General features: G+C 66.8%; 24 protein-coding genes. 19 read left to right on the top strand and 5 right to left on the bottom strand.

Going from position 1 to position 22,802, the window contains the following annotated elements:
* Nucleotides 1–24 precede the first annotated feature (24 nt).
* The 7 genes from sctJ to A9Z05_RS12725 all read left to right on the top strand — a co-directional run bounded on the left by sctJ (nt 25) and on the right by A9Z05_RS12725 (nt 5,900).
* On the top strand, nt 25–819 hold the full coding sequence (gene sctJ / locus A9Z05_RS12755) for a type III secretion system inner membrane ring lipoprotein SctJ (protein WP_069618409.1): 795 nt from the start codon (nt 25–27) through the stop codon (nt 817–819).
* Nucleotides 816–1,628: a type III secretion protein HrpB4 gene (locus tag A9Z05_RS12750; protein WP_256121969.1), complete on the top strand. Its 813-nt coding sequence runs from the start codon at nt 816–818 to the stop codon at nt 1,626–1,628. The genes sctJ and A9Z05_RS12750 overlap by 4 nt, the downstream gene beginning before the upstream one ends.
* A complete protein-coding gene (gene sctL / locus A9Z05_RS12745) occupies nt 1,622–2,632 on the top strand; it encodes a type III secretion system stator protein SctL (RefSeq protein ID WP_069618408.1) in 1,011 nt (336 codons plus the stop codon). Before A9Z05_RS12750 ends, sctL begins: the two co-directional genes overlap by 7 nt.
* 51 nt (nt 2,633–2,683) lie before the next feature.
* Nucleotides 2,684–4,075: a type III secretion system ATPase SctN gene (gene sctN, locus A9Z05_RS12740; RefSeq protein ID WP_084044221.1), complete on the top strand. Its 1,392-nt coding sequence runs from the start codon at nt 2,684–2,686 to the stop codon at nt 4,073–4,075.
* A 15-nt stretch (nt 4,076–4,090) separates the two neighbouring features.
* Nucleotides 4,091–4,576 (top strand): type III secretion system protein, encoded by a 486-nt coding sequence (locus A9Z05_RS12735; RefSeq protein ID WP_069618407.1) that lies wholly within the window; start codon nt 4,091–4,093, stop codon nt 4,574–4,576.
* 52 nt (nt 4,577–4,628) lie between these two features.
* Nucleotides 4,629–5,435, top strand: coding sequence for a type III secretion system export apparatus subunit SctT (gene sctT, locus A9Z05_RS12730; protein ID WP_069618406.1), 807 nt, complete (start codon nt 4,629–4,631; stop codon nt 5,433–5,435).
* A gap of 75 nt (nt 5,436–5,510) precedes the next feature.
* A complete protein-coding gene (locus A9Z05_RS12725; protein ID WP_069618654.1) occupies nt 5,511–5,900 on the top strand; it encodes an HrpB1 family type III secretion system apparatus protein in 390 nt (129 codons plus the stop codon).
* A 68-nt stretch (nt 5,901–5,968) separates the two neighbouring features.
* On the opposite strand, the gene A9Z05_RS12720 is transcribed toward A9Z05_RS12725, so the two are convergent.
* A complete protein-coding gene (locus A9Z05_RS12720; RefSeq protein ID WP_069618405.1) occupies nt 5,969–6,445 on the bottom strand; it encodes a RidA family protein in 477 nt (158 codons plus the stop codon).
* Between the two features lie 121 nt (nt 6,446–6,566).
* On the bottom strand, nt 6,567–7,622 hold the full coding sequence (locus A9Z05_RS12715) for an aldehyde reductase (protein ID WP_069618404.1): 1,056 nt from the start codon (nt 7,620–7,622) through the stop codon (nt 6,567–6,569).
* Nucleotides 7,623–7,680: 58 nt separating this feature from the next.
* Between A9Z05_RS12715 and A9Z05_RS12710 the strand changes: the two genes are divergently transcribed.
* Nucleotides 7,681–8,727, top strand: a complete 1,047-nt coding sequence (locus tag A9Z05_RS12710; protein ID WP_069618403.1) for an AraC family transcriptional regulator — start codon at nt 7,681–7,683, stop codon at nt 8,725–8,727.
* Nucleotides 8,728–9,044: 317 nt separating this feature from the next.
* Here A9Z05_RS12710 and A9Z05_RS12705 read toward each other — a convergent pair whose 3' ends face one another.
* On the bottom strand, nt 9,045–10,436 hold the full coding sequence (locus tag A9Z05_RS12705) for a PLP-dependent aminotransferase family protein (protein ID WP_069618402.1): 1,392 nt from the start codon (nt 10,434–10,436) through the stop codon (nt 9,045–9,047).
* Nucleotides 10,437–10,484: 48 nt separating this feature from the next.
* Nucleotides 10,485–10,787: a hypothetical protein gene (locus A9Z05_RS36900; protein ID WP_176730200.1), complete on the bottom strand. Its 303-nt coding sequence runs from the start codon at nt 10,785–10,787 to the stop codon at nt 10,485–10,487.
* Nucleotides 10,788–10,817: 30 nt separating this feature from the next.
* Between A9Z05_RS36900 and A9Z05_RS12700 the strand changes: the two genes are divergently transcribed.
* Genes A9Z05_RS12700 through scpA form a run of 10 tightly spaced genes read left to right on the top strand, consistent with a single transcriptional unit; the run spans nt 10,818 to nt 20,758 of the window.
* A complete protein-coding gene (locus tag A9Z05_RS12700) occupies nt 10,818–11,300 on the top strand; it encodes an MSMEG_0572/Sll0783 family nitrogen starvation response protein (RefSeq protein WP_046424759.1) in 483 nt (160 codons plus the stop codon).
* A gap of 19 nt (nt 11,301–11,319) precedes the next feature.
* Nucleotides 11,320–12,342: a Nit6803 family nitrilase gene (locus A9Z05_RS12695; RefSeq protein ID WP_069618401.1), complete on the top strand. Its 1,023-nt coding sequence runs from the start codon at nt 11,320–11,322 to the stop codon at nt 12,340–12,342.
* A complete protein-coding gene (locus tag A9Z05_RS12690; RefSeq protein WP_069618653.1) occupies nt 12,335–13,405 on the top strand; it encodes an MSMEG_0568 family radical SAM protein in 1,071 nt (356 codons plus the stop codon). Before A9Z05_RS12695 ends, A9Z05_RS12690 begins: the two co-directional genes overlap by 8 nt.
* Before the next feature lie 17 nt (nt 13,406–13,422).
* Nucleotides 13,423–13,968: an MSMEG_0567/Sll0786 family nitrogen starvation N-acetyltransferase gene (locus A9Z05_RS12685; protein ID WP_249190522.1), complete on the top strand. Its 546-nt coding sequence runs from the start codon at nt 13,423–13,425 to the stop codon at nt 13,966–13,968.
* Complete coding sequence (locus A9Z05_RS12680; protein ID WP_069618399.1) at nt 13,965–14,948, top strand: sll0787 family AIR synthase-like protein; 984 nt, start codon at nt 13,965–13,967, stop codon at nt 14,946–14,948. Before A9Z05_RS12685 ends, A9Z05_RS12680 begins: the two co-directional genes overlap by 4 nt.
* Nucleotides 14,945–16,129 (top strand): MSMEG_0565 family glycosyltransferase, encoded by a 1,185-nt coding sequence (locus A9Z05_RS12675; RefSeq protein ID WP_069618398.1) that lies wholly within the window; start codon nt 14,945–14,947, stop codon nt 16,127–16,129. The genes A9Z05_RS12680 and A9Z05_RS12675 overlap by 4 nt, the downstream gene beginning before the upstream one ends.
* A 9-nt stretch (nt 16,130–16,138) precedes the next feature.
* Complete coding sequence (locus A9Z05_RS12670) at nt 16,139–16,423, top strand: MSMEG_0570 family nitrogen starvation response protein (RefSeq protein ID WP_069618397.1); 285 nt, start codon at nt 16,139–16,141, stop codon at nt 16,421–16,423.
* Between the two features lie 56 nt (nt 16,424–16,479).
* Nucleotides 16,480–17,781, top strand: coding sequence for an MSMEG_0569 family flavin-dependent oxidoreductase (locus tag A9Z05_RS12665; protein WP_069618396.1), 1,302 nt, complete (start codon nt 16,480–16,482; stop codon nt 17,779–17,781).
* Between the two features lie 5 nt (nt 17,782–17,786).
* Complete coding sequence (locus A9Z05_RS12660) at nt 17,787–18,620, top strand: Pnap_2097 family protein (protein ID WP_069618652.1); 834 nt, start codon at nt 17,787–17,789, stop codon at nt 18,618–18,620.
* Nucleotides 18,617–20,758, top strand: a complete 2,142-nt coding sequence (scpA, locus tag A9Z05_RS12655; RefSeq protein WP_069618395.1) for a methylmalonyl-CoA mutase — start codon at nt 18,617–18,619, stop codon at nt 20,756–20,758. The genes A9Z05_RS12660 and scpA overlap by 4 nt, the downstream gene beginning before the upstream one ends.
* A gap of 145 nt (nt 20,759–20,903) precedes the next feature.
* On the opposite strand, the gene A9Z05_RS12650 is transcribed toward scpA, so the two are convergent.
* The gene (locus A9Z05_RS12650) at nt 20,904–21,722 is read right to left on the bottom strand and encodes a response regulator transcription factor (RefSeq protein ID WP_069618394.1); all 819 of its coding nucleotides are present in this window, start codon (nt 21,720–21,722) and stop codon (nt 20,904–20,906) included.
* A 176-nt stretch (nt 21,723–21,898) separates the two neighbouring features.
* On the opposite strand from A9Z05_RS12650, the gene A9Z05_RS12645 reads away from it, so the two are divergent.
* The gene (locus A9Z05_RS12645; protein WP_069618393.1) at nt 21,899–22,744 is read left to right on the top strand and encodes a carbon-nitrogen hydrolase family protein; all 846 of its coding nucleotides are present in this window, start codon (nt 21,899–21,901) and stop codon (nt 22,742–22,744) included.
* Nucleotides 22,745–22,802: the final 58 nt, after the last annotated feature.

Raw genomic sequence — 22,802 nt, 5'->3', positions numbered from 1 at the left:
TTCCCACACTGGCCGGAGCAACTGATGAAACCGAACCTCGTGCCTTCGAGGCTGCCCTCCACATGGCGGCTCGTCGCGGTGGCGGCGCTCGTGCTGTCGCTTGCGGCCTGCAAGCAGGAGCTCTACGGGCAACTGACCGAAAGCGACTGCAACGAAATGGCGGCCGCGCTGCTGATGTCCGGCGTCGACGCGCAAAAGAGCACGCCCGATGGCGGCAAGACCTGGTCGGTCAGCGTCGACGAAAAGCAGATCGTGCATGCCGTGGAAGTGCTGCGCGCACGCGGCCTGCCGCGCAAGAAATTCGACGACCTCGGCTCGCTGTTCAAGAAGGACGGGCTCGTTTCCACGCCGACCGAGGAGCGCGTGCGCTTCATTTACGGTTTGTCGCAGGAACTCGACGATACGTTGTCGAAGATCGACGGCGTGGTCGTGGCGCGCGTGCAGATCGTGCTGCCGAACAACGACCCGCTCGCGCAGTCGGTCAAGCCGTCGTCCGCATCGGTCTTCATCAAGTACCGGCCCGACGCGAACCTCGATCGGATGACGCCGGCGATCAAGAACCTGGTTGTGCACAGCATAGAGGGGCTGACCTACGATCAGGTCAGCGTGACGAGCGTGCCGGCCGATGCGCTCGATCCACCTGCCCACCCGCACCGCCAGGACGGCTGGGTCGTCTATGCGGGCGGCGCGCTCGGCGTGCTGCTGTTGACGATCGCCGGCGGCTTCGCGCTCTGGCGCGGCAATCTGCTCAAGGGCGGCGGCGGACTTGCGGGCCGGTTCGCGCGCGGGGCGGGGCGTGCGGCGAAAGCGCCGGCATGACCTTCGATCCGAACGACCATATGGCCGGCACGGCAAGCAGGGTTGAGCACTTGACGAGCGCATACGACGCCGCCGAGGCATACGACGCCGCCGCCGACAGCGTTGCCGCCCCGAACGGCGAGACGCCGGCGGCCGTGGCGGCGAGACTGGCCGCCTACCATCGGCGCCGGCGTACGCTGTTCGACTGGATGCATCCGGCGTACCTTGCACGCGTGCCCGGTGCGGACCGGCTCGGCGCATGCAACCCCGCGCAGGCCGAGGCGCTTGCCGATGCGCTGCTCGACGAATGGGGCATGCCGGTGCCGCCGCTTGCCGCGTTCTACGCGCCGGAAACGGCGCTTGCGTTGCTGCCGGCGCACGATTGTCTGACCGTATTCCGCTTGCGCGCGCTCGTCGAGCAGGCGGAGCCATTGCGCGCCTGGATCGACCGGCCGCGTCGCGAGAGGTTGACCGGCTGGATCGGGGCGCGCGGCGTCAATCTGCTCTTCGCCCGCGGGCGCGAGCTTGCGGGCGATGCGTGTTCGCTTGCTGCACGCGCGCGCCACGCGGCATCGGTCATGCAAGTGCCGCTCGACGCGGCCGATGGCGATGTCCTGGCCTGGCTCGGCTTTCGGCTTTTCGAGCGCGACTGCCGATGGGCGCCGGGCGACCCGCTCGCGATCATGCGGTTGGCCATGCCGGCGCGCGACGACGAGGGCGCGTTGCCGTCCCCTTCGTTGCCGCTGTCACTACCGTCTTCGGAAGGCTCGAGCCTGAGCCTTTCGATCGTCTCGCAACTGCCCGACTTGTTTCCGGAGTGGTCATGGTGATCTGGTTACGCAATCCGCAGGCCGAAGGCACGAGCCTCGGCGTGGGCGTCGAAGGCGACGTCCTGCGTCATGAACGCGTCGCGGCGATCGTCGAGATCGATGCGGCGTACGCCGAGATGCGCCGGCAATGCGACGACGCACTGGACGCGGCGCGCGCGCAGGCCCGCATGCTGCTCGACGAAGCCCGCGCCCGCGCGGACGAACTCGTCGAGCGCGCCATGCGCGAGTTCGCGCAAGCGGCCGAGCGGGGCTACGACGACGGATTGCGGCGGGGGCTGACCGATTGGTACGCACGCGCGGCAGCCGCGCATGCCGAAGCCAGCCGGCTCGCGCCCGGGCAGCAGGACCGGCTGGCCGAACTCGTGACGCTGGCGGTCGAGCAGATCGTCGCGTCGGTGGATCCCAAGGCGCTTTTCGCGCGCGCGGCCGCGACGGTCGAGCGGATCGTCGCCGACGGCAGTCCCGTTCATCTGCGTGTTCATCCGTCGGATCTGGCCGCGGCCAGCGCGGCCTTCGACGAAGCGGCCGCGGCGTGGCGCGAGGCCGGGCGCTCCGTGCGGCTGTGCGTGGCGGCCGACGCGACGCTTGCGCCCGGCGCGTGCGTCGCCGAAACCGATCTGGGTGCGATCGACGCGAGCTTGTCGTTGCACCTGGCGGCGATGCGCGACGCCCTGGCGCGCGCGGTGCGAAGCGTGGCGGAGGAGCCATGGCGCGATGCGCCGACTGCGCGGCCCGGGGATGACGCACAAACCGTCGACGCGCAGGCCGGTTTCGCGGGCAACGCCGAGGTGCCGATCGGCGAGTCCGCCGTCGGAGCCGGCGAGGACCTGACGGACCCGGATGCGCACGCGGCCGACGGCGGCGATGGCGACGATGGCGACGGCAACATCGGGGACGAAGAAGGTTGGCAAGACGATGCCGCGGCCCTGCACACGGCGGACGACCGGCGCGACGAGGGCTGGGCCGATGCCGCGTATGCCGACGCCGACGCGATGTCCATCTGAACCGGCCTTCGCGCCGCACGTGGAAGAAGACATGACAAGGAAGGGAGCGCCATGATCGACAGCGCGGACGGTTTCGGAACCGACGAAGCGAGCGGGGTGCGCATCGCGCAGCCGCGGGCCGTACGCGGCTTTTCGGCGCTGATGGATGCGATGGAGCGCGAACTGCGCACCCGCGCACAACCCGCGGCATGCGGCAAGGTGCAGGAAGTGATCGGCACGCTCGTACGCGTATCGGGGCTTGACGCGACGCTCGGCGAGCTATGCGAGCTGCGCTCGCCCGAAGGCGCCTTGCTGCAGCGTGCCGAGGTAGTCGGCTTCTCGCGCGACGTCGCGCTGCTCTCGCCGTTCGGCCGGCTCGGCAGCGTGTCGCGGGCGACACGCGTGGTGGGACTCCGACGTCCGCTTTCGCTGCGCATCGGCCCCCGCCTGCTCGGCCGCGTGATCGACAGCCTGGGCGAGCCGATCGACGGCAAGGGGCCGCTCGAATGCGACGAATGGCAGCCCGTCATCGCCGATCCGCCCGATCCGATGTCGCGGCCCGTCGTCGATACCCCGATGCCGACGGGCGTGCGCGTCGTCGACGGCATGATGACGCTGGCCGAGGGCCAGCGCATGGGCATCTTCGCGCCGGCCGGCGTCGGCAAGAGTACGTTGATGGGCATGTTCGCGCGCGGGGCGCGCTGCGACGTCAACGTGATCGCGTTGATCGGGGAGCGCGGCCGCGAAGTGCGCGAATTCTGCGAGCACATTCTCGGGCCCGACGGGATGGCCCGCTCGGTCGTCGTCTGCGCGACATCGGACCGCTCGTCGATCGAGCGCGCGAAGGCCGCTTATGCGGCAACGGCGGTGGCCGAATACTTCCGCGACCGCGGCATGCGTGTGCTGCTGATGATGGATTCGCTGACGCGCTTTGCGCGCGCGCAGCGCGAAATCGGCCTGGCGATGGGCGAGCCGCCGACGCGGCGCGGCTTTCCACCGTCGATCTTCGCGGAGCTGCCGCGGCTGCTGGAGCGCGCGGGCCGCTCGGAGCACGGCTCGATCACCGCCCTTTATACCGTGCTGGCCGAGGACGAATCGGGCGGCGACCCGATCGCCGAGGAGGTACGGGGCATTCTCGACGGTCACATGATTCTTTCGCGCGAGATCGCGGCACAGAACCGCTATCCGGCGATCGACGTGCTCGGCAGTCTGTCGCGCGTGATGACGCAGGTGGTGCCGCGCGAGCACGTGGCGGCGGCGGGACACGTGCGGCGGCTGATGGCCAAGCACAAGGAGGTCGAATTGCTGCTGCAGGTGGGCGAGTATCAGAGCGGCACCGATGCGCTTGCCGACGAAGCCATTGCGAAGATCGACGCGATTCGGGCTTTCCTCGGCCAACCGACCGATCTGCTCGTCGACCCGAGCGACACGCTCGCGGCCCTCGGCGAGATCGTGCAGTCCTGATACTGGAGGCGAGCGATGAAAGACCGCCGTGTTGCCGCGTTCGAGCGCGTGCTCTCGCGTCGCCGCCAGCTCGATCGCAAGCTCAATGCGGCGCTCGGCGGTTTGCGCGGCGAGCTGCAGGCGCTCACGGACGCGTTGGAGGAAAGCCGCGCGGCGGTGCACGCGCATGCGGCCGAGCTTGCCGCGCACGACGGCAAGATCGACGCGATGCTGGGCAGCGTGTCCTTCCGGGCGGACGAGTATCTGAAGCTGCGCGAATTCCGCTCGCACGCGGCCGAGCAGCACGCGATGCTCGAGGCCCGGGCGGCGCAGGCCGGGCAGGCGCTGGCGGCGAAGGAGGCGCAGATCGGTGCGCTGCGCACCGAGATTCTGCGCAACCGTGCCCGCATCGACATCTACGGCAAGCGGCGCGACACGCTCGTCAAGGCAATCGAGCTCGCGATCGAGGACGCGCAGGACGAGGAAACATCGGAGAGCCGCCGGCCCAGCCCGGCGTTTTGAAGCGGCAAGCGCGCCCGCAAGCCGCGCATCCATTGAACGACAGGCGACTGAAATGAGCGAGATTACCTTCGCATCGATCGAATCGAGCCATCAACTGGTCAGGTTTCTGATCGTGCTCGGCCTTTGCAGCGAACGATTGATGGTCCTGATGATGATTTTTCCGCCGACGTCCGACAACGTCGTGCAAGGCCGCGTGCGCACCGCGCTGGCGCTGCTGTGGGGCAGCTTCATCGCCTACGGGCAACGCGGCCTGCTCGAGCAGGGGGATGCGACGCTGCTCGTGGGCATCGGGTTGAAGGAGGCGCTGATCGGCGTCGGCCTTGGCTTCGCGGCGTCGACGGTGTTCTGGGCCGCCGAAAGCGTCGGCACGTACGTCGACGATCTGACCGGTTTCAATCAACTGCAGATGCAGAACCCGAGCCAGGGGCAGCAGACGTCGCTGACTTCCACGCTGCTGAGCCAGTTCGCGATCGCGGCGTTCTGGTGTCTGGGCGGCATGACGTTTCTGCTCGGCGCGATCTACGAATCGTATACCTGGTGGCCGCTTGCGAACCTCACGCCGGCCGGGGGATCGGTACTCGAATCGTTCGTTTTGCTGAAGACCGACTCGCTGATGGAAACGGTGGCGAAGCTGGCCACGCCGATGATGCTGATGCTGCTGCTGATCGATATCGGCTTCGGCTTTACCGGGAAGGTGTCGCAAAAGCTCGATCTGCCGTCGCTGGCGCAGCCCGTGAAAGGCGCGCTCACGATTCTGATGCTCGCCTTGATGGCGGCGATTTTCATCGATCAGGTACGCGATCAGCTGTCGCTCGTGGGCATCGCGGCCGAGGCGAGGGCGCTCGCGGGCGGCAAGTGAAACGCGCTGAATGCGCGAGCGGGCGCAATGATGCGTGCGCCGATGGCGATTGGCTGAAAAAGCTTGGAGAAGCACATGATCGAGACGTTGAGCGACAACGCGATCGTTACGGGGATGATGGACGTGCTGTGGGCCGGTGCGGCGCTGGATACGTTTTCGGACGTCCAGGACCTGCTCGACGCGATGGCGGTGCTGCGTCCCGGGAACGGCGAAATGCGCGAGGTGCTGGCCTGGTGGCATGTGCGTGCACGCGCCTGGGGCGAGGCGCTGAGCGAATTGCGCCGGGTGGAGCGCGATGGCACACTGTCGTCGCGCGGCATGGCGCTCGCGGCCGTATGTCTTTATGCGCTTGGCGATGCATCGTGGCGTACCTATGCCTACGCGGCGGCGTACAAATCCGACGACCCGATGGCCACGCGCACCGCCCAGGCGCTGCTCGCCGCGCCCGCGATCGGGCGCGGATAGATTCCACTGAACCTTGAAACTCGCGTCGACACGCTGACGCCACGCCCGGCGCGACGGGACCGGGCGAACTAATCGCGGCCTGCTTCGCGGTGCAACTCGAATACGCTGTCGATTTCCACCGGAATGCCCATGGGCAGCGTGTGCACGCCGATCGCGCTGCGGGCCGGCAACAAGTCCGCGCCGAACAGGTCCAGCAGTACGTCGCTCGCACCGTTCGCCACCTGCGGATGCCGAGTGAACGAAGCCGACGCGCGAACGTACACGGTCAACCGTATGCAACGCCTGACGCGATCGAGCCCGCACCGTTCGTCGAGGCAAGCCAGAATCATCAGCATCGTCAGCCGTGCGCAGGCTTGAGCGCGCTCGATGCTCATGTCTTCTCCGACGATGCCCGTCACAGGCTTGCCGTTCTCGAACGGCCCGAGGCCCGACACGTGTGCGTGGTTGCCCGCGATCGATACGGTCCGATACGAGCCGAGCGGCGCGATGGGGGACGGAAGAACCAGTCCGAGTGCGGCAAGACGGGCGGTGGTGGTGTCAGGCATGGAGCCTCCGTAGGAGAGTGAGCAAAACCGTCGCCGGGCTGGCGGTGCTTTCGGGGCGCAGGGCCCTCGATCGGCAGGCCGGAACAAAATGGCAGCGGCGGGAGCGGTGGTTGTGCGGATGCTATCGCCGGCCGGCATCGCGCAGCAGCCCGAGGTGCACGAGGCTTTCGGCCGTGGCGACAATGGCGTCCTCGCGCGGGCGCGGCGACCAGCCGAGCAAGCTGATGGCTTTCTGACTGGTGGCGTTCAGATTGCGGCCGAGCAGCGGCAGCGATCCTCGCAGCGCGGGATCCTTCAGCGCGCCGATGCGCACGAGCCAGTCGGGCAGCACCCGGGTGGACACATGGCGCGCGGCATCCCCCATGCGCGCCTTGAGCACCTGCGCGACTCCGGCGAGCCACATGCTTTCGCCGGCAATGGCAATGAAGCGCTCTCCGTTCGCGGCGTCGTGGGTCATGGCGCGCACATGCAGGTCGGCGACGTCGCGCACGTCGACGAAGCCGGAATTGATGCGCGGATTGCCGGGCTGGCCGTTCAGCATGCCCCTGATCAGGCGGATGGAGTGCGAATAGTCGTCGCCGAGCACGGGCCCGAGAACCGTCACCGGATTGATCGCGGACAGTTGCATGCCGCGTCCTTCTCGCGCGATGAAATCCCAGGCTGCGCGTTCCGACAACGTCTTCGACTTCTGATAAGGCCAGACATCGGCGGCCGTCAGGTTGCTCCAGTCGGTCTCGTCGAAGGGGCGGCTCATTGGCCCGTGGCCGGCGCAGATCGCACCGAAAGCGGAGGTCAGCACGACGCGCTTTACACCCGTGTCCCGCGCCGCACGCAGCACGCGCAGCGTGCCTGCCACGGCAGGCTTGACCCAATCGTCTTCGCTCGTCTGCGTGCCGGTGGGCGTGGGCGACGCGCCGTGCACGACGTAGGTGCAGCCGGCAGTTGCCTGTTGCCAGCCGTCGTCGGCGAGGAGATCCGCCTCGACGAATGACAGGCGCTCGCCAGGTTTTGCGCCGCCTCTTTCGAGCTGCGCGCGCACCTGAGTCTCGCGTGCGAGCGAGCGAACGGTGGTTCGCACCCGATAGCCGCGATCGAGCAGCGCCAGGATGCAGTGTTGCGCAATGAAGCCGCTGCCGCCCGTTACGAGAACCGATTCGAGGCTGGTATTGCTGTTCATGTCGTTGAGTGTCCGGGACGAAGAACCGGAAGGTTAAGGCCCGGCCGGCGGCTTGTTAATGCTCTATAGTGCGATTTACTTGCGCGACAGTACGATCATGAGTGACGACCCTTTCTCCGACATCCTGAGGCTCACGAGCGCCGAATCGCTGGCGACGGGAGGCTTTTCCGCCGGCGGCGCTTGGGCCGTTCGATTTCCGGCACCCGACAAGATCAAGTTCTTTGCGGTGGTGAAGGGCGTGTGCTGGGTTTCTATCGACGGAGAAGAAACGCCCATCCGCTTTGGAAGCGGTGACGTCGGGTTGCTGACGGCAAAGCGGTCCTTCGTCCTCGCGAGCGATCCTTGCGTTCCGCCCGTCGACGCGATGGCGTTGTTCTCGGGCGCCGGCAGGTCGGCGGTGAAACTGGGCGACGGCGACGACTTCGCGCAGATCGGCGGGCACGTACTGCTCGATCCAGTAACGGGCAGCTTGCTGTCGGACGTTCTGCCGCCATGGATTCACGTGCCGGCCGTATCGCCGCAGGCCGTGAAGGTTCGCTGGCTTCTCGAGCAACTCGTGGAAGAGCGCGCGGCCGATCTGCCTGGCGCGCAACTCGTATCGGCCCAGCTTTCCCAGCTGCTCTTCATTCAGATACTGCGTGCACATCTGAAAACGTCCGCGTCCTTGACGGGATGGCTGCGCGCGTTCGGCAACCCGCGCATCGCCCCCGCATTGCGACTGATGCACGGCGATCCCGCACGTTCATGGCATCTGGATGAGCTTGCCGCCGCGTGTGCGATGTCGCGGACCACGTTCGCTTCTCACTTCAGGGCGAGCGCCGGTGTCGCGCCGTTGGCCTATCTTGGCGAGTGGCGCATGCGCGTTGCGGAGCGCCGTTTGCGCGACGAGAACATTCCGGTGGCTCTGCTTGCCCAGTCGCTCGGTTACTCGTCCGAAAGCGCATTCAGTAACGCGTTCAAGCGCAGGTCCGGCCATTCGCCGACCGCATATCGTCATATCGTACGGACTGCTTCCGAAGACGTGGGCAGTGAGCGCGCTAGCGTTCGAGCGGACGTCGAAGCTGCTGCTTCGACGCTGCAGTCGCTTCCATCGGAACCTCGGTGAAATGCTCGATCGGTACGCGGAGCGGCTCGCGGGCATGAATGGTTCACGGCCCTCAAGACAGGCGTTGCCCTGCCTTGCGCAAAGATCCCGTCAGGTGACGCAATACTTCATTTCCAAGCGAACGGACGTTTATTTCGTTGGCGCGCTCGCGCATGATCATGCACACGGCGCTCAAATCGAAGCTGCGCTCGGATCGCCGTCCAGCACGAGTTTTCAGGCCGCGGCGCGGATCGGCATTCGACCCACGTTCTGACGGTTGCGGGTCGAGCGCGAGGGCGAACCGGGGCGTTCGTTTGTATTCGACGCGGTACCGGCCGCTACATCGCGGCACCGTAAAGATGATGCGCGTCGGTCAGTGCATCCGCGACGAGTTCCAGGCCGTCGCGGCACTGCTCACGATCCTGCGGCCCGCCGAGGCAAATACGGATCGCCGCCGGCGGGTCGCCGTCCGTCGAAAATGCCGCGCTCGCCACGGCGGCGACGCTTCGACTCCGCAGATGCTGCGCCAGGTCCGGTGCGGTCCATAGGCACTCGCGCGGAATCGGCAACCAGAGATGGAAACCGTCGGGGTGGGCATCGAACGGCCATGCGCCGAGAATCCGGCCCGCGATGGCCTGCCGTGCATGTGCCTCCGATCGAATCGCGGCCAGCATTTCGCTCGCGGTGCCGTCGTTGATCCATTGGGTCGACAGCAGCATCGTGAACGGGCTCGGCATCACGGTGGTGGCGCGCAATGCGCCGGCGATACGCTGCGCTTCACGCACCGTCGGCGCCAGCAGGTAAGCGATGCGCAACCCGGCGCCGAAGTTCTTCGACATGCCGGTCACGTAGTAGGTCAGTTCGGGCGCCAGCAACGCCAGCGGCGGCGGCGCGCTCTGCGGCAGCATCGCATACGCGTCGTCCTCGATGATGGGCACGTTGTAGCGCAGTGCGACATCGGCTAGGGCTTCGCGGCGTCTGAACGGTATCGTGAGCGTGCTCGGGTTCTGCAGAGTAGGGTTGCAGTACAGCGCGGCTGGTCGTCCGCTTTTGCAGAGCGATTCGAATGCGTGCGGCAACGGACCGTCGTCGTCCCGTGGCAGCGGCTGCAACTGTACGCCCAGCTGTGATGCGATTGCCTTGATGCCCGGGTAAGCGAGCGAATCGAGGCAGATTGCGTCGCCGCGGCGCGCAAGCGTGGAGACGAGCGCGACGAGCGCGCTGTGGATGCCCGGGCAGACGAGCACGGTATCGCCACTGCAGCCCGGCAGGCGATTGGCCAGCCACGCGCGGCCGGCGGCGCGATCCGCCGGGGTGCCGCCGAAATCCTGATATCGCATGAGCTGGTAAGGATCGGCGCCATCGATCCATGCCGCCGCCGATTGTTGTAGTCGCCTGGCCATCTCGGGCGGCTCTGGCGGCATGTTCATCGACATCTCGATGCTGCTTCCTCCCGACAGTGGAATCGTTCGCGTCGGGCCGCGCACGAACGTGCCGCTTCCCGCGCGCGTATCGAGCAGGCCGCGTCGGCGCGCTTCCGCATACGCGCGGGCCACCGTGGTGTAGTTGAGGTTCAGCGCACCGGCGAGATCGCGCAACCCGGGCAGGCGGTCGCGTGGCTTCAGACGGCCCGCGGCGAGATCTTCCTCGATGAGGTCGGGGATCAGCAGGTACGCCGGTTTCCTGCTTTCCAATAGCCGCTTAGACCAATGATGGATTGCGTAGTCCATACCCGATTCCATTTGACGGTTAATCGAAACGTTAGCATCACGCATTAATCAAAAAATATCGATATCGGTATTTCTCAGCCTGCTGATTGCATTGATCGCATCGTGTATCGGATCGATGCATCGATGCACGCTCGATGCGCACGAGCCGCTTTCTGCTGCATCAGTCCGGTGCGCGGCGGCGCGCTGGCCGGTCGTTTTCCGTCCGAGACCGATCCGGTCACGCAAGGATCGGACCGACGGCATCGGCATTGATCGATTGAATGATTGGAGAGTGATCGCATCGGCTTGGAGCCCGTTGGCATATGCGTTGCGTGAATGAGTTCGCCCGGATTCGAAAGCGTTCGGGAACATCGTTCAACTCATTTCCAAACGGAGCGTGCCATGCCCGCAGTCAATCAGCCTCTGCACAAGAAAGGAGATTTCCTCGTCGATTACGAGGAAAAAGTGTTCGAAGACGTCAAGGCGGAACCGGGCGAGAAGGCGCTCGTGACGTTCCACACGGTTGCGTTCGAGGGATCGATCGGCTTCGTGAACCTGCTGCAGGCGACACGCCTGCAACGCAAAGGGTTCGACACGTCGGTGCTGCTCTACGGCCCCGGCGTGACGCTTGGCCTGCAGCGCGGGTTTCCGACGCTCGGCGACGAAGCATTTCCCGGCCATCTGAACTTCAACAAGCAACTCGTCAAGTTCATGGAAGAGGGGGGGAAGGTCTACGCGTGCCGCTTCGCGCTGCAGGCGCTATACGGGCACGGCGAAGCGTCGCTGATCGAGGGCATCCGGCCGATCAATCCGCTCGACGTGCTGGATATCCAGCTGCTTCACCGCAAGGAGAACGCGCTGATCATCCACACCTGGACCGTTTGATCGAGCGACGGGTGCCATCATGTCCGACAAACGCATCGTCCGTGCGGCAGCCGTCCAGATCGCTCCCGATCTGGAGCGCGCCGGCGCGACGCTCGACAAGGTCTGTGCGGCGATCGACGAGGCCGCCGGCAAGGGCGTCCAGCTGATCGTCTTCCCCGAAACATTCGTGCCGTACTACCCGTACTTCTCGTTCGTGCGGGCGCCGGTCGCGTCCGGCGCCGATCACATGCGGCTCTACGAGCAGGCCGTCGCGGTGCCCGGCCCCGTGACGCAAGCGGTCGCCGAGCGCGCGCGGCTGCACGGGATGGTGATCGTGCTCGGCGTGAACGAGCGCGATCACGGCAGCCTGTATAACACGCAGCTGATCTTCGACGTCGACGGACGACTCGCGGTGAAGCGCCGCAAGATCACGCCGACGTTTCACGAGCGAATGATCTGGGGGCAGGGCGACGCGGCCGGGCTCAAGGTTGCGCAGACCGGCGTCGGACGGGTCGGTGCGCTCGCCTGCTGGGAGCACTACAACCCGCTCGCGCGGTATGCGCTGATGACGCAGCACGAGGAAATTCACTGCAGCCAGTTCCCCGGATCGCTGGTGGGCCCGATCTTCGCGGAACAGATCGAAGTCACGATTCGTCACCACGCGCTGGAATCGGGCTGCTTCGTCGTCAATGCGACCGGTTGGCTGACGGATGCCCAGATCGAGTCGATCACCGGCGATCCGAATCTGCAGAAAGCCCTGCGCGGCGGCTGCAATACCGCGATCGTGTCCCCGGAGGGCCAGCATCTGGCCGAGCCGTTGCGCTCGGGCGAAGGGATGGTGATCGCCGACATGGACATGTCGCTGATCACCAAACGCAAGCGAATGATGGATTCGGTCGGCCACTATGCCCGTCCGGAACTGCTGAGCCTTGCCATCAACGATCGGCCGGCGACGACGGTGACCCCGATGGGGACCGGCGCTTCGGCCGCACGCGACTTCGAGGGAAACTGCCATGAGCGCGAACGCGAAACCGTCGGTGCAGAGCCGGCAATTGATGACTGAACTGCAGTCGGTCGGGCTGCGCCTCGCGGACCCTCGGGTGGGCGCGGCGAGCCGGCGCGGCGGCGCGGGGCCATCCGATCACAAGGCCGTGACGGTCGACGGCGTGACCATCATGGTGCCGGTCCACACGAGCACCGCGTGGGAATCGCCGTTCGTCGCGGCGGAGCCCGACGCGGCGGGCGTCAGCCTGCTCTCGCGCGGCGCCATCCCGATCGCGAGCATCAGCTTTCCGTCGAACCCGCGCTTCTATGCATTGCAGACGCTGGAGGGCGTGCCGTATTCGCACATCGCGACGCTGCATGGCGCCGACGTGCTGGCGACCACGGTGTTGCAGACCTGCATTCGCTACGAGAGCCGGCGCAAGACCTGCCAGTTCTGCTCGATCGGCCAGTCGCTGGCCGCCGGCCGGACGATCGCACGCAAGACGCCGGAACAACTCGCGGAGGTGGCGCGCGCGGCGGTGCTGCTCGACGGCGTCAAGCACATGGTCCTGACGACCGGCACGCCGCCGACGCCGGATCGCGGCGCCCGCGTGCTGTGCGAAAGCGCGTTCGCGATCAAGGCGGCCGTCGATCTGCCGATCCAGGCGCAGTGCGAGCCGCCCGACGACGACGGCTGGTTCGACCGGATGAAGGCAAGCGGGATCGATACGCTGGGCATGCATCTGGAAGCCGTGACGCCGGCCGTGCGCGAACGGATCATGCCGGGCAAGGCGAGCGTGCCGTTGTCCCGGTACAGGGCGGCATTCCGCGCGGCCGTCGCGGTGTTCGGCCGCGGACAGGTCAGCACCTACATCCTCGCCGGGCTGGGGGACAGCGAGGCGGCGATCCTGGACATGTCGCGCGAACTGATCGACCTGGGCGTGTATCCGTTCGTCGTGCCGTTCGTTCCGATCAGCGGCACGCCGCTGGAGAGCCATCCTGCGCCGTCGCCGGACTTCATGCGCGCGGTGCTCGCGCCGCTCGGCGCCATGTTGCGCGACGCCGGCATGCGTTCCGCCGACATCAAGGCCGGGTGCGGCAAGTGCGGCGCCTGCTCGTCGCTGTCGACCTACGAGGCCTGACCATGTACTGCGTAGAGATGGGGTTGGCCGACAGCCGCGACACGTACCGGCCTGCCGAGTACCGGATCAAATGGGCGGAGCTTCCGTGGGAAATCGACGAGGCGTACAAGCTGCGCCGGGCCGTATTCTGCATCGAGCAGGGGATTTTCGTCGGCGACGATCGCGACGATATCGATCGTCAAGCGCAATTGCTGGTCGCGGTCAGTGGCTGCGCCGGCCTGCCGGAGCAGGTGGTCGGCACGGTGCGGATTCATGAAACCGCGCCCGGCGCCTGGATGGGGTCGCGGCTCGCGGTGCATCCGGCGTTCCGCCGACAGGGCAGGATCGGCTCGATGCTGATCGCGCTGGCCGTCAGCAGCGCGCATGCCGAAGGTTGCGACACCTTCGTCGCGCATGTGCAAGCGCAGAACGTGCCGCTGTTTCGTCGGCTTCACTGGGATGCACTCGGCGAGGAAACGTTATTTGGCCGCCCCCATCAGCTGATGCAGGCCCAGCTTGCGCACTATCCGCCGTGCGGTACGCCGTTCGAGGGTTTCGTCCTGCGCTCGGAGGGACGGCCATGAGTGTCGGGGATCGCATCGCGGCGCTGCGTGCCAGCCGCGGCTTCCAGCACAAGCACGACATCTCCGGCGTGGTCGCATCGCTCGCGGCAGCATTGCCGAACGGCGAACGCGATCTCGCCCACGCGGTGGCGCTCGGTGACGACTGTGCGGCGATTCCCGACGGTGACGGCTATCTGCTCTTTGCGATCGAGGGCATGGTCGGTGATTTCGTCGGGTCGATGCCGTGGTTCGCCGGATATAGCGGCGTGATGGCGAATGTCAGCGACATCTATGCGATGGGCGGGCGGCCGATCGCTGTCGTGGACGCATTGTGGAGCGACGGGATCGACACCGCGCGGCCGGTGCTTGCCGGGATGGCCGCGGCTGCGTCGGCGTATGGCGTGCCGATCGTCGGCGGTCACAGCAACACACGCAGCGCGCAGGGGCAACTGGCCGTATCGATCCTGGGCCGGGCGCGCGCGCTGCTGTCGAGCTTCAGCGCGCGGCCGGGCGATCGCCTGATGATGGCGGTCGACTTGCGCGGCGCATTCGAGGAGCCGTATCCGTTCTGGAATGCGTCGGTCGGCGCGCCGCCGGCCAGGCTGCGCGGCGATCTCGAGATTCTGCCGGTGTTGGCCGAAGACGGGTTGTGCGATGCCGCGAAGGATATCTCGATGGCGGGCGTGCTCGGTACGGCGCTGATGCTCATCGAATGCTCGCGCGTCGGTGCGCGGATCGCGCTCGACGCGATCCCGCGGCCTCCCGGCGTCGACTTCGATCGCTGGCTGACGGCCTTTCCGAGTTACGGGTTCCTGATGGCGGCGCGGCCGGCGCATGCCGACGCGATCGCGGAACGCTTCGCGGCGCGCGGGCTCGCGTGTGCGGTGATCGGCGATATCGACGCAACGCGCGAGGTCGTCGTCGAAGAGGCGGGCGAAACGGCGGTGCTGTGGGATTTCGGGATCGAGCCGTTCATCACCGGCGTCGGAGGTGTGCGATGAGCGGCGACACGTTGCGCATCGCGCTGCTGACCCACTCGGTCAATCCGCGCGGCGGCGTCGTGCACGCACTCGAACTCGCGAGGGCGCTCCACGAAGCGGGAAGCGACGTCACCGTGTTCGCGCCGGCCGCGCCGGGCGATGCGATGTTCCGCGATGTCCCGTGCCGCGTCGTACTGGCGCATGTCGGTGGCCGTCCGCGCGGCGTCGTGGAAATGGTGCGCGCGCGAATTGCCGCGATGGGGCACGCGTTGCTGGAACACGATGCGGGCCGGTTCGACGTTCTGCACGCACAGGACAGCATCACGGGCAATGCGCTGGCCGAACTGCGGCAGTCAGGCGCAATACGCGGATTCGTACGGACCGTGCATCACCTCGACGTATTCGACGACCCGCAGCTCGAACGCTGGCAGGAACGTGCATGGCGCGAGGCGGACCAGGTTCTGTGCGTGAGCGCCGCGTGGGCGGCGACGATGCGCAAGACGTTCGGGGTCGACGCGAGCGTGGTGCCCAACGGCGTAGACGTCGCCCGGTTCGCTCGCGCGAGCCAAGCGGACATGCAGGTGGTGCGGCGGCGGTTCGGCCTGCACGGCGCGCCGGTCGTCCTGGCGATCGGCGGGATCGAGCAGCGGAAGAACTCGATCGCGTTGCTCGACGCATTTGTCCGGCTGCGCGGCACGATGCCCGACGCACGGCTCGTGATCGCGGGCGGCGCGAGCCTGCTCGATCACGACGCCTACGCGCGCCGCTTCGTTGCGCGCGCCGCCGCGCTCGGGCTCGGGATTGGCGTCGACGAAGCCGTCATACCGACCGGGCCGCTTGATGATGCGGCGCTGGTCGCGCTGATGCACTGCGCCGACGTGGTGTCGATGGTGTCGATCCGCGAGGGATTCGGTCTGGTCGTGCTCGAGGCGCTCGCGTGCGGCAAGCCCGTCGTCGTATCCGAAATCGAACCGTTTACCGAGTATCTGGACGAGCACGCGTGCGTGTGGGCCGATCCCGCCGATGTGGATTCGATCGCCGATGCGCTGCACGACGCGCTCTCGGGGCGGCGGGCGCCCGATTTCACCCATGCCGTCCCTGCACTGCTGAACCGCTTCACATGGGACGCGAGTGCGCGCAGGCATCTGGACATTTACCAGGACGGGCTGGCGCAGCGCGCGCAAGCATCGTCCGCCGAGTAAGGAGGCATCATGCCGGTCATGCATTTTCGGGTTCGTTGGCCCGACCAGTCGGAAACCAACTGCTATTCGCCTTCGACCGTGGTGTCGGAGTTTTTCACGCCCGGCACGCAATACGCGCTCGACGACTTCGTCGAGCGCGCGCGGCGCGCACTGGGTATCGCATCCGATCGCGTACGCGAGAAATACGGGTTCGCATGCTCGGCCGCGATGGACGAGCTGGCGCGAATCGAAGCGCACGCGGAACGATTCGTGCCGCAGCGCGATGCGACCGTGACCGTCATCGAGCTCGTTTAGGGCGTCCGGCGCGCAGGCATCCGCTGTCGTCTTCAACACACATTCAGGACTGCATCATGTCAAGCGAACCCGTTGTTTCATCCGGCCTCCCGGATATCGATGCCCATCTCGGCGTAGCCGTCGTCGGTGGCGGGCAGGCCGGGCTGTCGATCAGCTACTACCTGAAGCAGGCAGGTATCGATCATCTCGTCTTCGAAAAGGAGACGGTAACGCACACGTGGCGAAAGCAGCGCTGGGACGCGTTCTGTCTGGTGACGCCGAACTGGCAGTGCGCGCTGCCGGGCTATCCGTATCGCGGCGCCGATCCGCACGGCTTCATGACGAAGGACGAGATCGTCGAGTATCTCGACGGCTTCATCCGCAGCGTCGATGCGCCGGTGCTGGAACATACCGCGGTCGAGCATGTGACGCGCGACGCGCACGGACGCTATCGCATCGACACGTCGCGCGGCACGTACACGGCGGATCGTGTCGTCGTTGCATCGGGCGGCTACCATCGGCCGATCGTGCCGCGCATGGCCGAGCGGCTTCCTGCATCGATCGTGCAGCTCCAGTCGTCGGAGTACCGGAATCCATCCGTCTTGCCGGACGGACCGGTTCTCGTGGTCGGATCGGGACAGTCGGGTGCGCAGATCGCGGAAGACCTCCACCTCGCCGGGCGAAAGGTGTTCCTCGCGGTGGGCGATGCGCCTCGCTGTGCCCGTTTCTATCGGGGCAGGGACGTCGTCGACTGGCTGGCCGACATGCAGTACTACGACATGCCGGTCGATGCGCATCCGCTGCGCGAAGGCGTGCGCGACAACACCAACCACTATGTGACCGGCCGCGACGGCGGGCGCGACATCGATCTGCGCCGCTTTGCCGCCGAAGGGATGGAACTGTACGGCCGGCTGGAGGATTTCGCGGGCGGGCAGTTGCGATTCTCCGCGGATCTGTCGGCGCGGCTCGACAGCGCCGACGATACGTACAACCGGATCAATGCCGGCATCGACGCGCATATCGAGAAGAACGGGATCGCCGCGCCGCCCGCGACGCGCTACGAACCCGTGTGGCGTCCGGCCGGCGAGCGCACGGCGCTCGATCTCGCGGCCAGCGGCATCGCATCGGTGATCTGGTGCATCGGCTTCACCCCGGATTTCGGCTGGCTGGATGCGCCGGTCTTCAACGGCCGCGGCTATCCCGCGCACCGACGCGGCGTGACGCCGGTTCCCGGCCTCTACTTCGTCGGCCTGCCCTGGCTATACACGTGGGGTTCGGGGCGATTTTCCGGCGTGGCGCGCGACGCCGCCCATATCGTCGACCAGATCCGGGCCGAGATGACAGCCGCGCGGTGCTCGGCCGACAGCCTGGCCGCCTGACGCCGATGCATACCGCCATCCACCGCTATCGGGCCGGCATGCCGCAGCTCGCGCACACGGGGCTCGCGGAAAACTGGCTGCTCAAGGAGTGCGGGCAGCGTCACTGGGACGCGCTGGCCGCGCATGGCGGCCGCGACGCGCCCGAGTTCTTCGACGACGACGGGCGGCGTGCCTATGCGTCGTTCGTCGCGGTGCGCGTCGACATGAACCGCCGTCACGCGATTCGCGAGAACGATACGTTCGCGCTGCATGTCGCGCTTCGCCGGGTCGGCCCGGTTCGTCATTTCAGCGAGCAGCGGATCCGGCACGGCGACCACGAAGCAGGAATCGTGCGGATGATGTCGACGTTCGTGACGCGCGAACACGCTGGCAGTAACCGCTCGGTGGTGAAGGCGCGAATGACCGGCGTCGACGGCCGCACGGGACCGGTCCCGGCCGATGTGCTGTCGATGGCGGAGTGCGCGAAGAAGTTGCGGATGCGGGATGCGTCGATCGTGCCGGCGCTCGCCGGCTTCACGGAGGACGTTGGCGCAAGCGTGTCGTTCCTGCCGTGCCCGAACATGGATTTCAACGGCGCGGACCTGCTGTACTTCGCCAGCTTCCAGGCCTTCGTCGACCGCGCGGAATGGCAGCATTACCGCTTCGCGCACGCACCGGTGCTGGCGGCGCGTCAACTGTACTTTCATGGAAATCTCGACATCGGCGATGCGTTGACCGTGCATTTCGCGCGTGCCCGGGCCAATGCGGGCGGCTTGCTGCACTGGAGCGAAATCCTGCGCGACAGCGACGGGATGAAGATTGCCGATGTCATTACGCAAAAGCACTGGAGCCGGGCATGAACGAAGCGGCCATCATGGCGCCCGGCGCCGACGCGCAGCACGTCGCGCGGAACGATCGAGGCGCGCGCACGGTGCCGCTGCGCAAACTTTACACGCAGCGCGATCTCGAAGCCGTCGCGCATCTCGGCGGCATGCCCGGCACGTGGCCCTATGTGCGCGGGCCGTACGCGTCGATGTATACCGATCGCCCATGGACGATTCGCCAATACACGGGGCACGCGGACGCGGTGGATTCCAATCTCGCGTTTCGCGCGGCGCTCGAACAGGGCGCGCAGGGGCTGTCGGTCGCATTCGACCTGGCGACGCAGCGCGGCTACGACTCGGATTGCGCCGACGCGCGGGCCGACGTGGGCGTGGCCGGCGTCGCGATCGATACGGTCGAGGACATGGCGCGGCTGTTCGACGGCATCGCGCTCGACCGCACGACCGTGTCGATGACGATGAACGGCGCGGTTCTGCCGATCATGGCGGCATTCGTCGTGGCCGCCGAGGAGCAGGGCGTGCCGCCCGGGCGGATCGGCGGGACGATTCAGAACGATATCCTGAAGGAGTACATGGTCCGCAATACGTGGATCTTCGCGCCGGAGCCGTCGATGCGGATCGTCACCGACGTCGCGCTGTGGCTGGCGCGGCATGCGCCGCGCTTCAATGCGCTGTCGGTGTCGGGATATCACTTCCAGGAAGCCGGCGCCGATGCCGTGCTCGAACTCGCGTTGACGCTGTCGAATGCGCGGGCGTACGTCGACACGCTGGCCGCACGCGGGATGCCCGCGGATGAAGCCTGCGCTCGGCTGAGCTTCTTCTTCGGCGTCGGCAGCGATTTCTATACGGAAATCGCCAAGCTGCGCGCGGCGCGTCTGCTGTGGGCGGAGATCGCACACGCGTGCGGCGCGCGTTCGCCGCGGGCGTGTGCGCTACGCATGCATTGCCAGACATCGGGCTGGTCGTTGACCGCACAGGAGCCGGAAAACAACATCGTTCGCGTGACGGCGCAGGCGATGGCCGCGGTGTTCGGCGGCACGCAGTCGCTGCACACGAATGCGTACGACGAAGCGCTTGCGCTGCCGTCCGCGGCGGCGGCGCGCCTCGCGCGCAATACGCAGCTGATTCTGCAGCATGAAACGGGACTGTGCGAGACGGTCGATCCGTGGGCCGGCTCATACATGATGGAGTCGCTGACGGACGGCATCGCGACGCGCGTGCGCGCCGAGCTGGCAGCCATCGACGCGCAGGGCGGCGTGATCGCCGCGATCGCGTCCGGCTGGGTGAAGCGGCGCTTGCTGCATGCCGCGGCGGAGACGCAGGCGCAGGTCGATTCCGGGCGCCGGACCGTGGTCGGCGTGAATCGTTTCGTCGCGAGCGATCCGACGGATGCGTTCATGGCGAGCGAGATGGACGGTCGTCACGTTCGTGCGGGGCAGGTGCGCCGAATCGCAGCCGTCAAGGCCGCGCGCGATCCGGTGCGGGTAGAGGCGGCGTTGCGGCGGCTGGCCGATGCGGCGCGCGACGGCGGCGGAAACCTGCTCGCATTGGCGATCGACTGCATGCGGGCACGTGCGACCGTCGGGGAGTGTACGCACGCGCTGGAATCGGTATGGCCGCGGCATGCCGCGGCGGTGGATGCGGGCGGCGAGGGCGTCTACGGCGACCACCGGTGCGACGACGCCGCATGGCGGGCGGCGGCGGGCCGCGTCGGCCGGCTGGCGAAACGTGCGGGACGCCGGCCGCGCATCGTGATCGCCAAGCTCGGCCAGGACGGACACGACCGCGGCGCGGCGGTGGTCGCAGCCGCGCTGGAGGACGCCGGATTCGACGTCCTTCGCCTGCGGCTGTTTCAGCAACCGGCCGCCGTGGCGGCTGCCGCACAGGCGCATGGCGCGGATATCGTGGGCGTTTCGTCGTTGTCGGGCGCCCACCTGGAGCTCGTCGAAGGGCTGCTCGACGAACTGGCGCTGCTTCGCGCCGAGATTCCGGTCGTGTTGGGCGGCATCTTTCCCGTCGCGGATGCGCGCCATCTGAAGGCGAAGGGTGTCGCGGCGACGTTCGGGCCGGGTACACCGCTCGACGCGATCGTCGAAGCGCTGTGTGCGTGTATCGAGCAGGCCCGGTGTGTACATGCGGCGAACGGCGTGATCTGACCGTGTCCGCGGGAATGGGGCGCCTCTTCTCGATCGCCGAACCAGCGCCCTTTTCCTGACACGGGAGAATGCGCGATCTCGCTGCCGCGCGCGATTGCGTCATGACCATCGATCGGATGTCCGAGCGGCGACGCCGTCGCTCGCCTCACGCGGATTCACCCGCTCTCGCGGGATCGTAGAACAGCGCGAAGAGTTCCGACTGCGACCCGACACCGAGCTTTGCATAGATATGCTTTTTATGTGCGCGCACGGTCTCAAACGAGATCGACAGTTTCTCGCCGATCGCCCGCGTGGAGAAGCCGCTCAACGACAGCATCGCCACTTCGGTTTCACGCGTCGTCAATGCGCCGCGTCCGCTCTTTCCGGTCAGCATGCCGAAGCGCGTGTGCGGATCGGGCGCTTCTTGTTGTCTCGCGCGCGGCGTTTCGTTCACGACGAACGTTTCGAAGCGCAGGCGCTGCTGCATCAACGACAGCACCCAGGGTGTGTAAAGCGTCAGCAATGCCATCTCGCGCTCGTCGTATTTGCTCGTCTTGCCGAGCGAGAAGCCCAGCGTGTGATCGCGATCGATCACGACGTTGAAATGCACTTCGTCGCCGACGATGTTCTTCTTGAAGTACCGCTGGTAATACTCGGTCATCCGGAAGTTGTCCGGCGCGACGTCGGCGAGCGTGTAGAAGCCCGACGCCTGCGTTTCGAACGCGGCGAGATAGAACGGATCGAGCTGGTAGAGCGCGGCCAGATAGTCCTGGAACATCAGGTCGATCTTGCCGTCCGGCATCGCTTGTTCCGCGAGCACGAGCGGCGCCGCATCGCGCGCGAAGCGTAGCGCGACCCAGTTGTCGAAATCGAGATGCCGCTCGAGTACGCGCGTGAGACGCGCCCAGAAATGCGGACCATCGAGGGCGTCGATGGCCGAGCCAATCTCCCGATGAAAAGCGAGATCTCGCCATTCGAGGTCCATCGTGTGCTCCGGTGAGGGTAACCCTGGCGGGGAATTTCAGGTCAAAAATAATAACCCGATAATCGGCCTCAATTCGACGGGCGGCGGCCCGTCCGCCGCTTCGCTCGACGCGCGTCGCGTGACACGTGCAACGCATACGACATGCCAATGAAAGGCAATTGGAAGGAAATGGCTTCATGCAGGTAGAACTCGCGCAACTGTCGCTCGTCGACGGACACGTCGCGCACAACACGCGCAAGGTGATCGACACGATCGAGCGCGTCGACGTGGCCGGCGGCACGAAACTGATCGTGTTCCCCGAAACGACGCTGTCGGGTTTCCCGACGCGGGAGAACGTCGCGGATGTCGCCGAGACGCTCGACGGCCCGCGGCTGCTGGCGGTACGCGACGCGGCACGTCGCAAGGGCGTTGCCGTCGCGGTGGGCTTCGCGGAGCGCGATGGCGGACGGTTCTACAACACGACGGTACTCGTCGACGAGCGGGGCGACATCGTCCTGCGCTATCGCAAGACCCACCTGTGGGCGTCGGATGTCGGCGTATTCACGCCAGGCGACCGCTTCGCGACCTGCGTCTGGAACGGCCTGACGGTCGGCCTGCTGATCTGCTACGACATCGAATTCCCCGAGACGGCGCGCGCGGTCGCTGCGCTCGACGCCGATCTGCTGATCGTCACCAACGGCAACATGGACCCGTTCGGCCCCGTCCATCGCCGCGCGATCGCGGCACGTGCGATGGAGAACCAGATGTTCGCGGTGATGGTGAATCGCTGCGGGACCGGCGACGAGGATCTGACGTTCGCGGGCCTGTCCACGCTGGTCGATCCGTTTGGCGAGAGCACGATCGAACTCGGCCGGGACGAAGCCGTCGCTCAGGCGCGCCTCGATCTGACGCGCCTCGCAGCAAGTCGCGAACATTACAGCTATCTGCACGACGCGCGCGTGGCGCTCGGTCTCTCGCCTGTCGAACAGGTGGGCGGCAGTCGCGTGCTCACGATCGACGCGGGCCGTCACCGCGCCGAGTAGCCCGAATCCACGGTCCATCCGATGCATGGAGCAGGGCGCGATGCCCGCACATGCCCGG

Origin of the sequence: Burkholderia sp. A2 (assembly GCF_001729305.1) — a bacterium.
In the GTDB taxonomy this organism is placed as follows: domain Bacteria; phylum Pseudomonadota; class Gammaproteobacteria; order Burkholderiales; family Burkholderiaceae; genus Burkholderia; species Burkholderia sola.
Note: the sequence above shows the minus strand (reverse complement) of the source record. Positions and strands in the feature narration are given on the sequence as shown.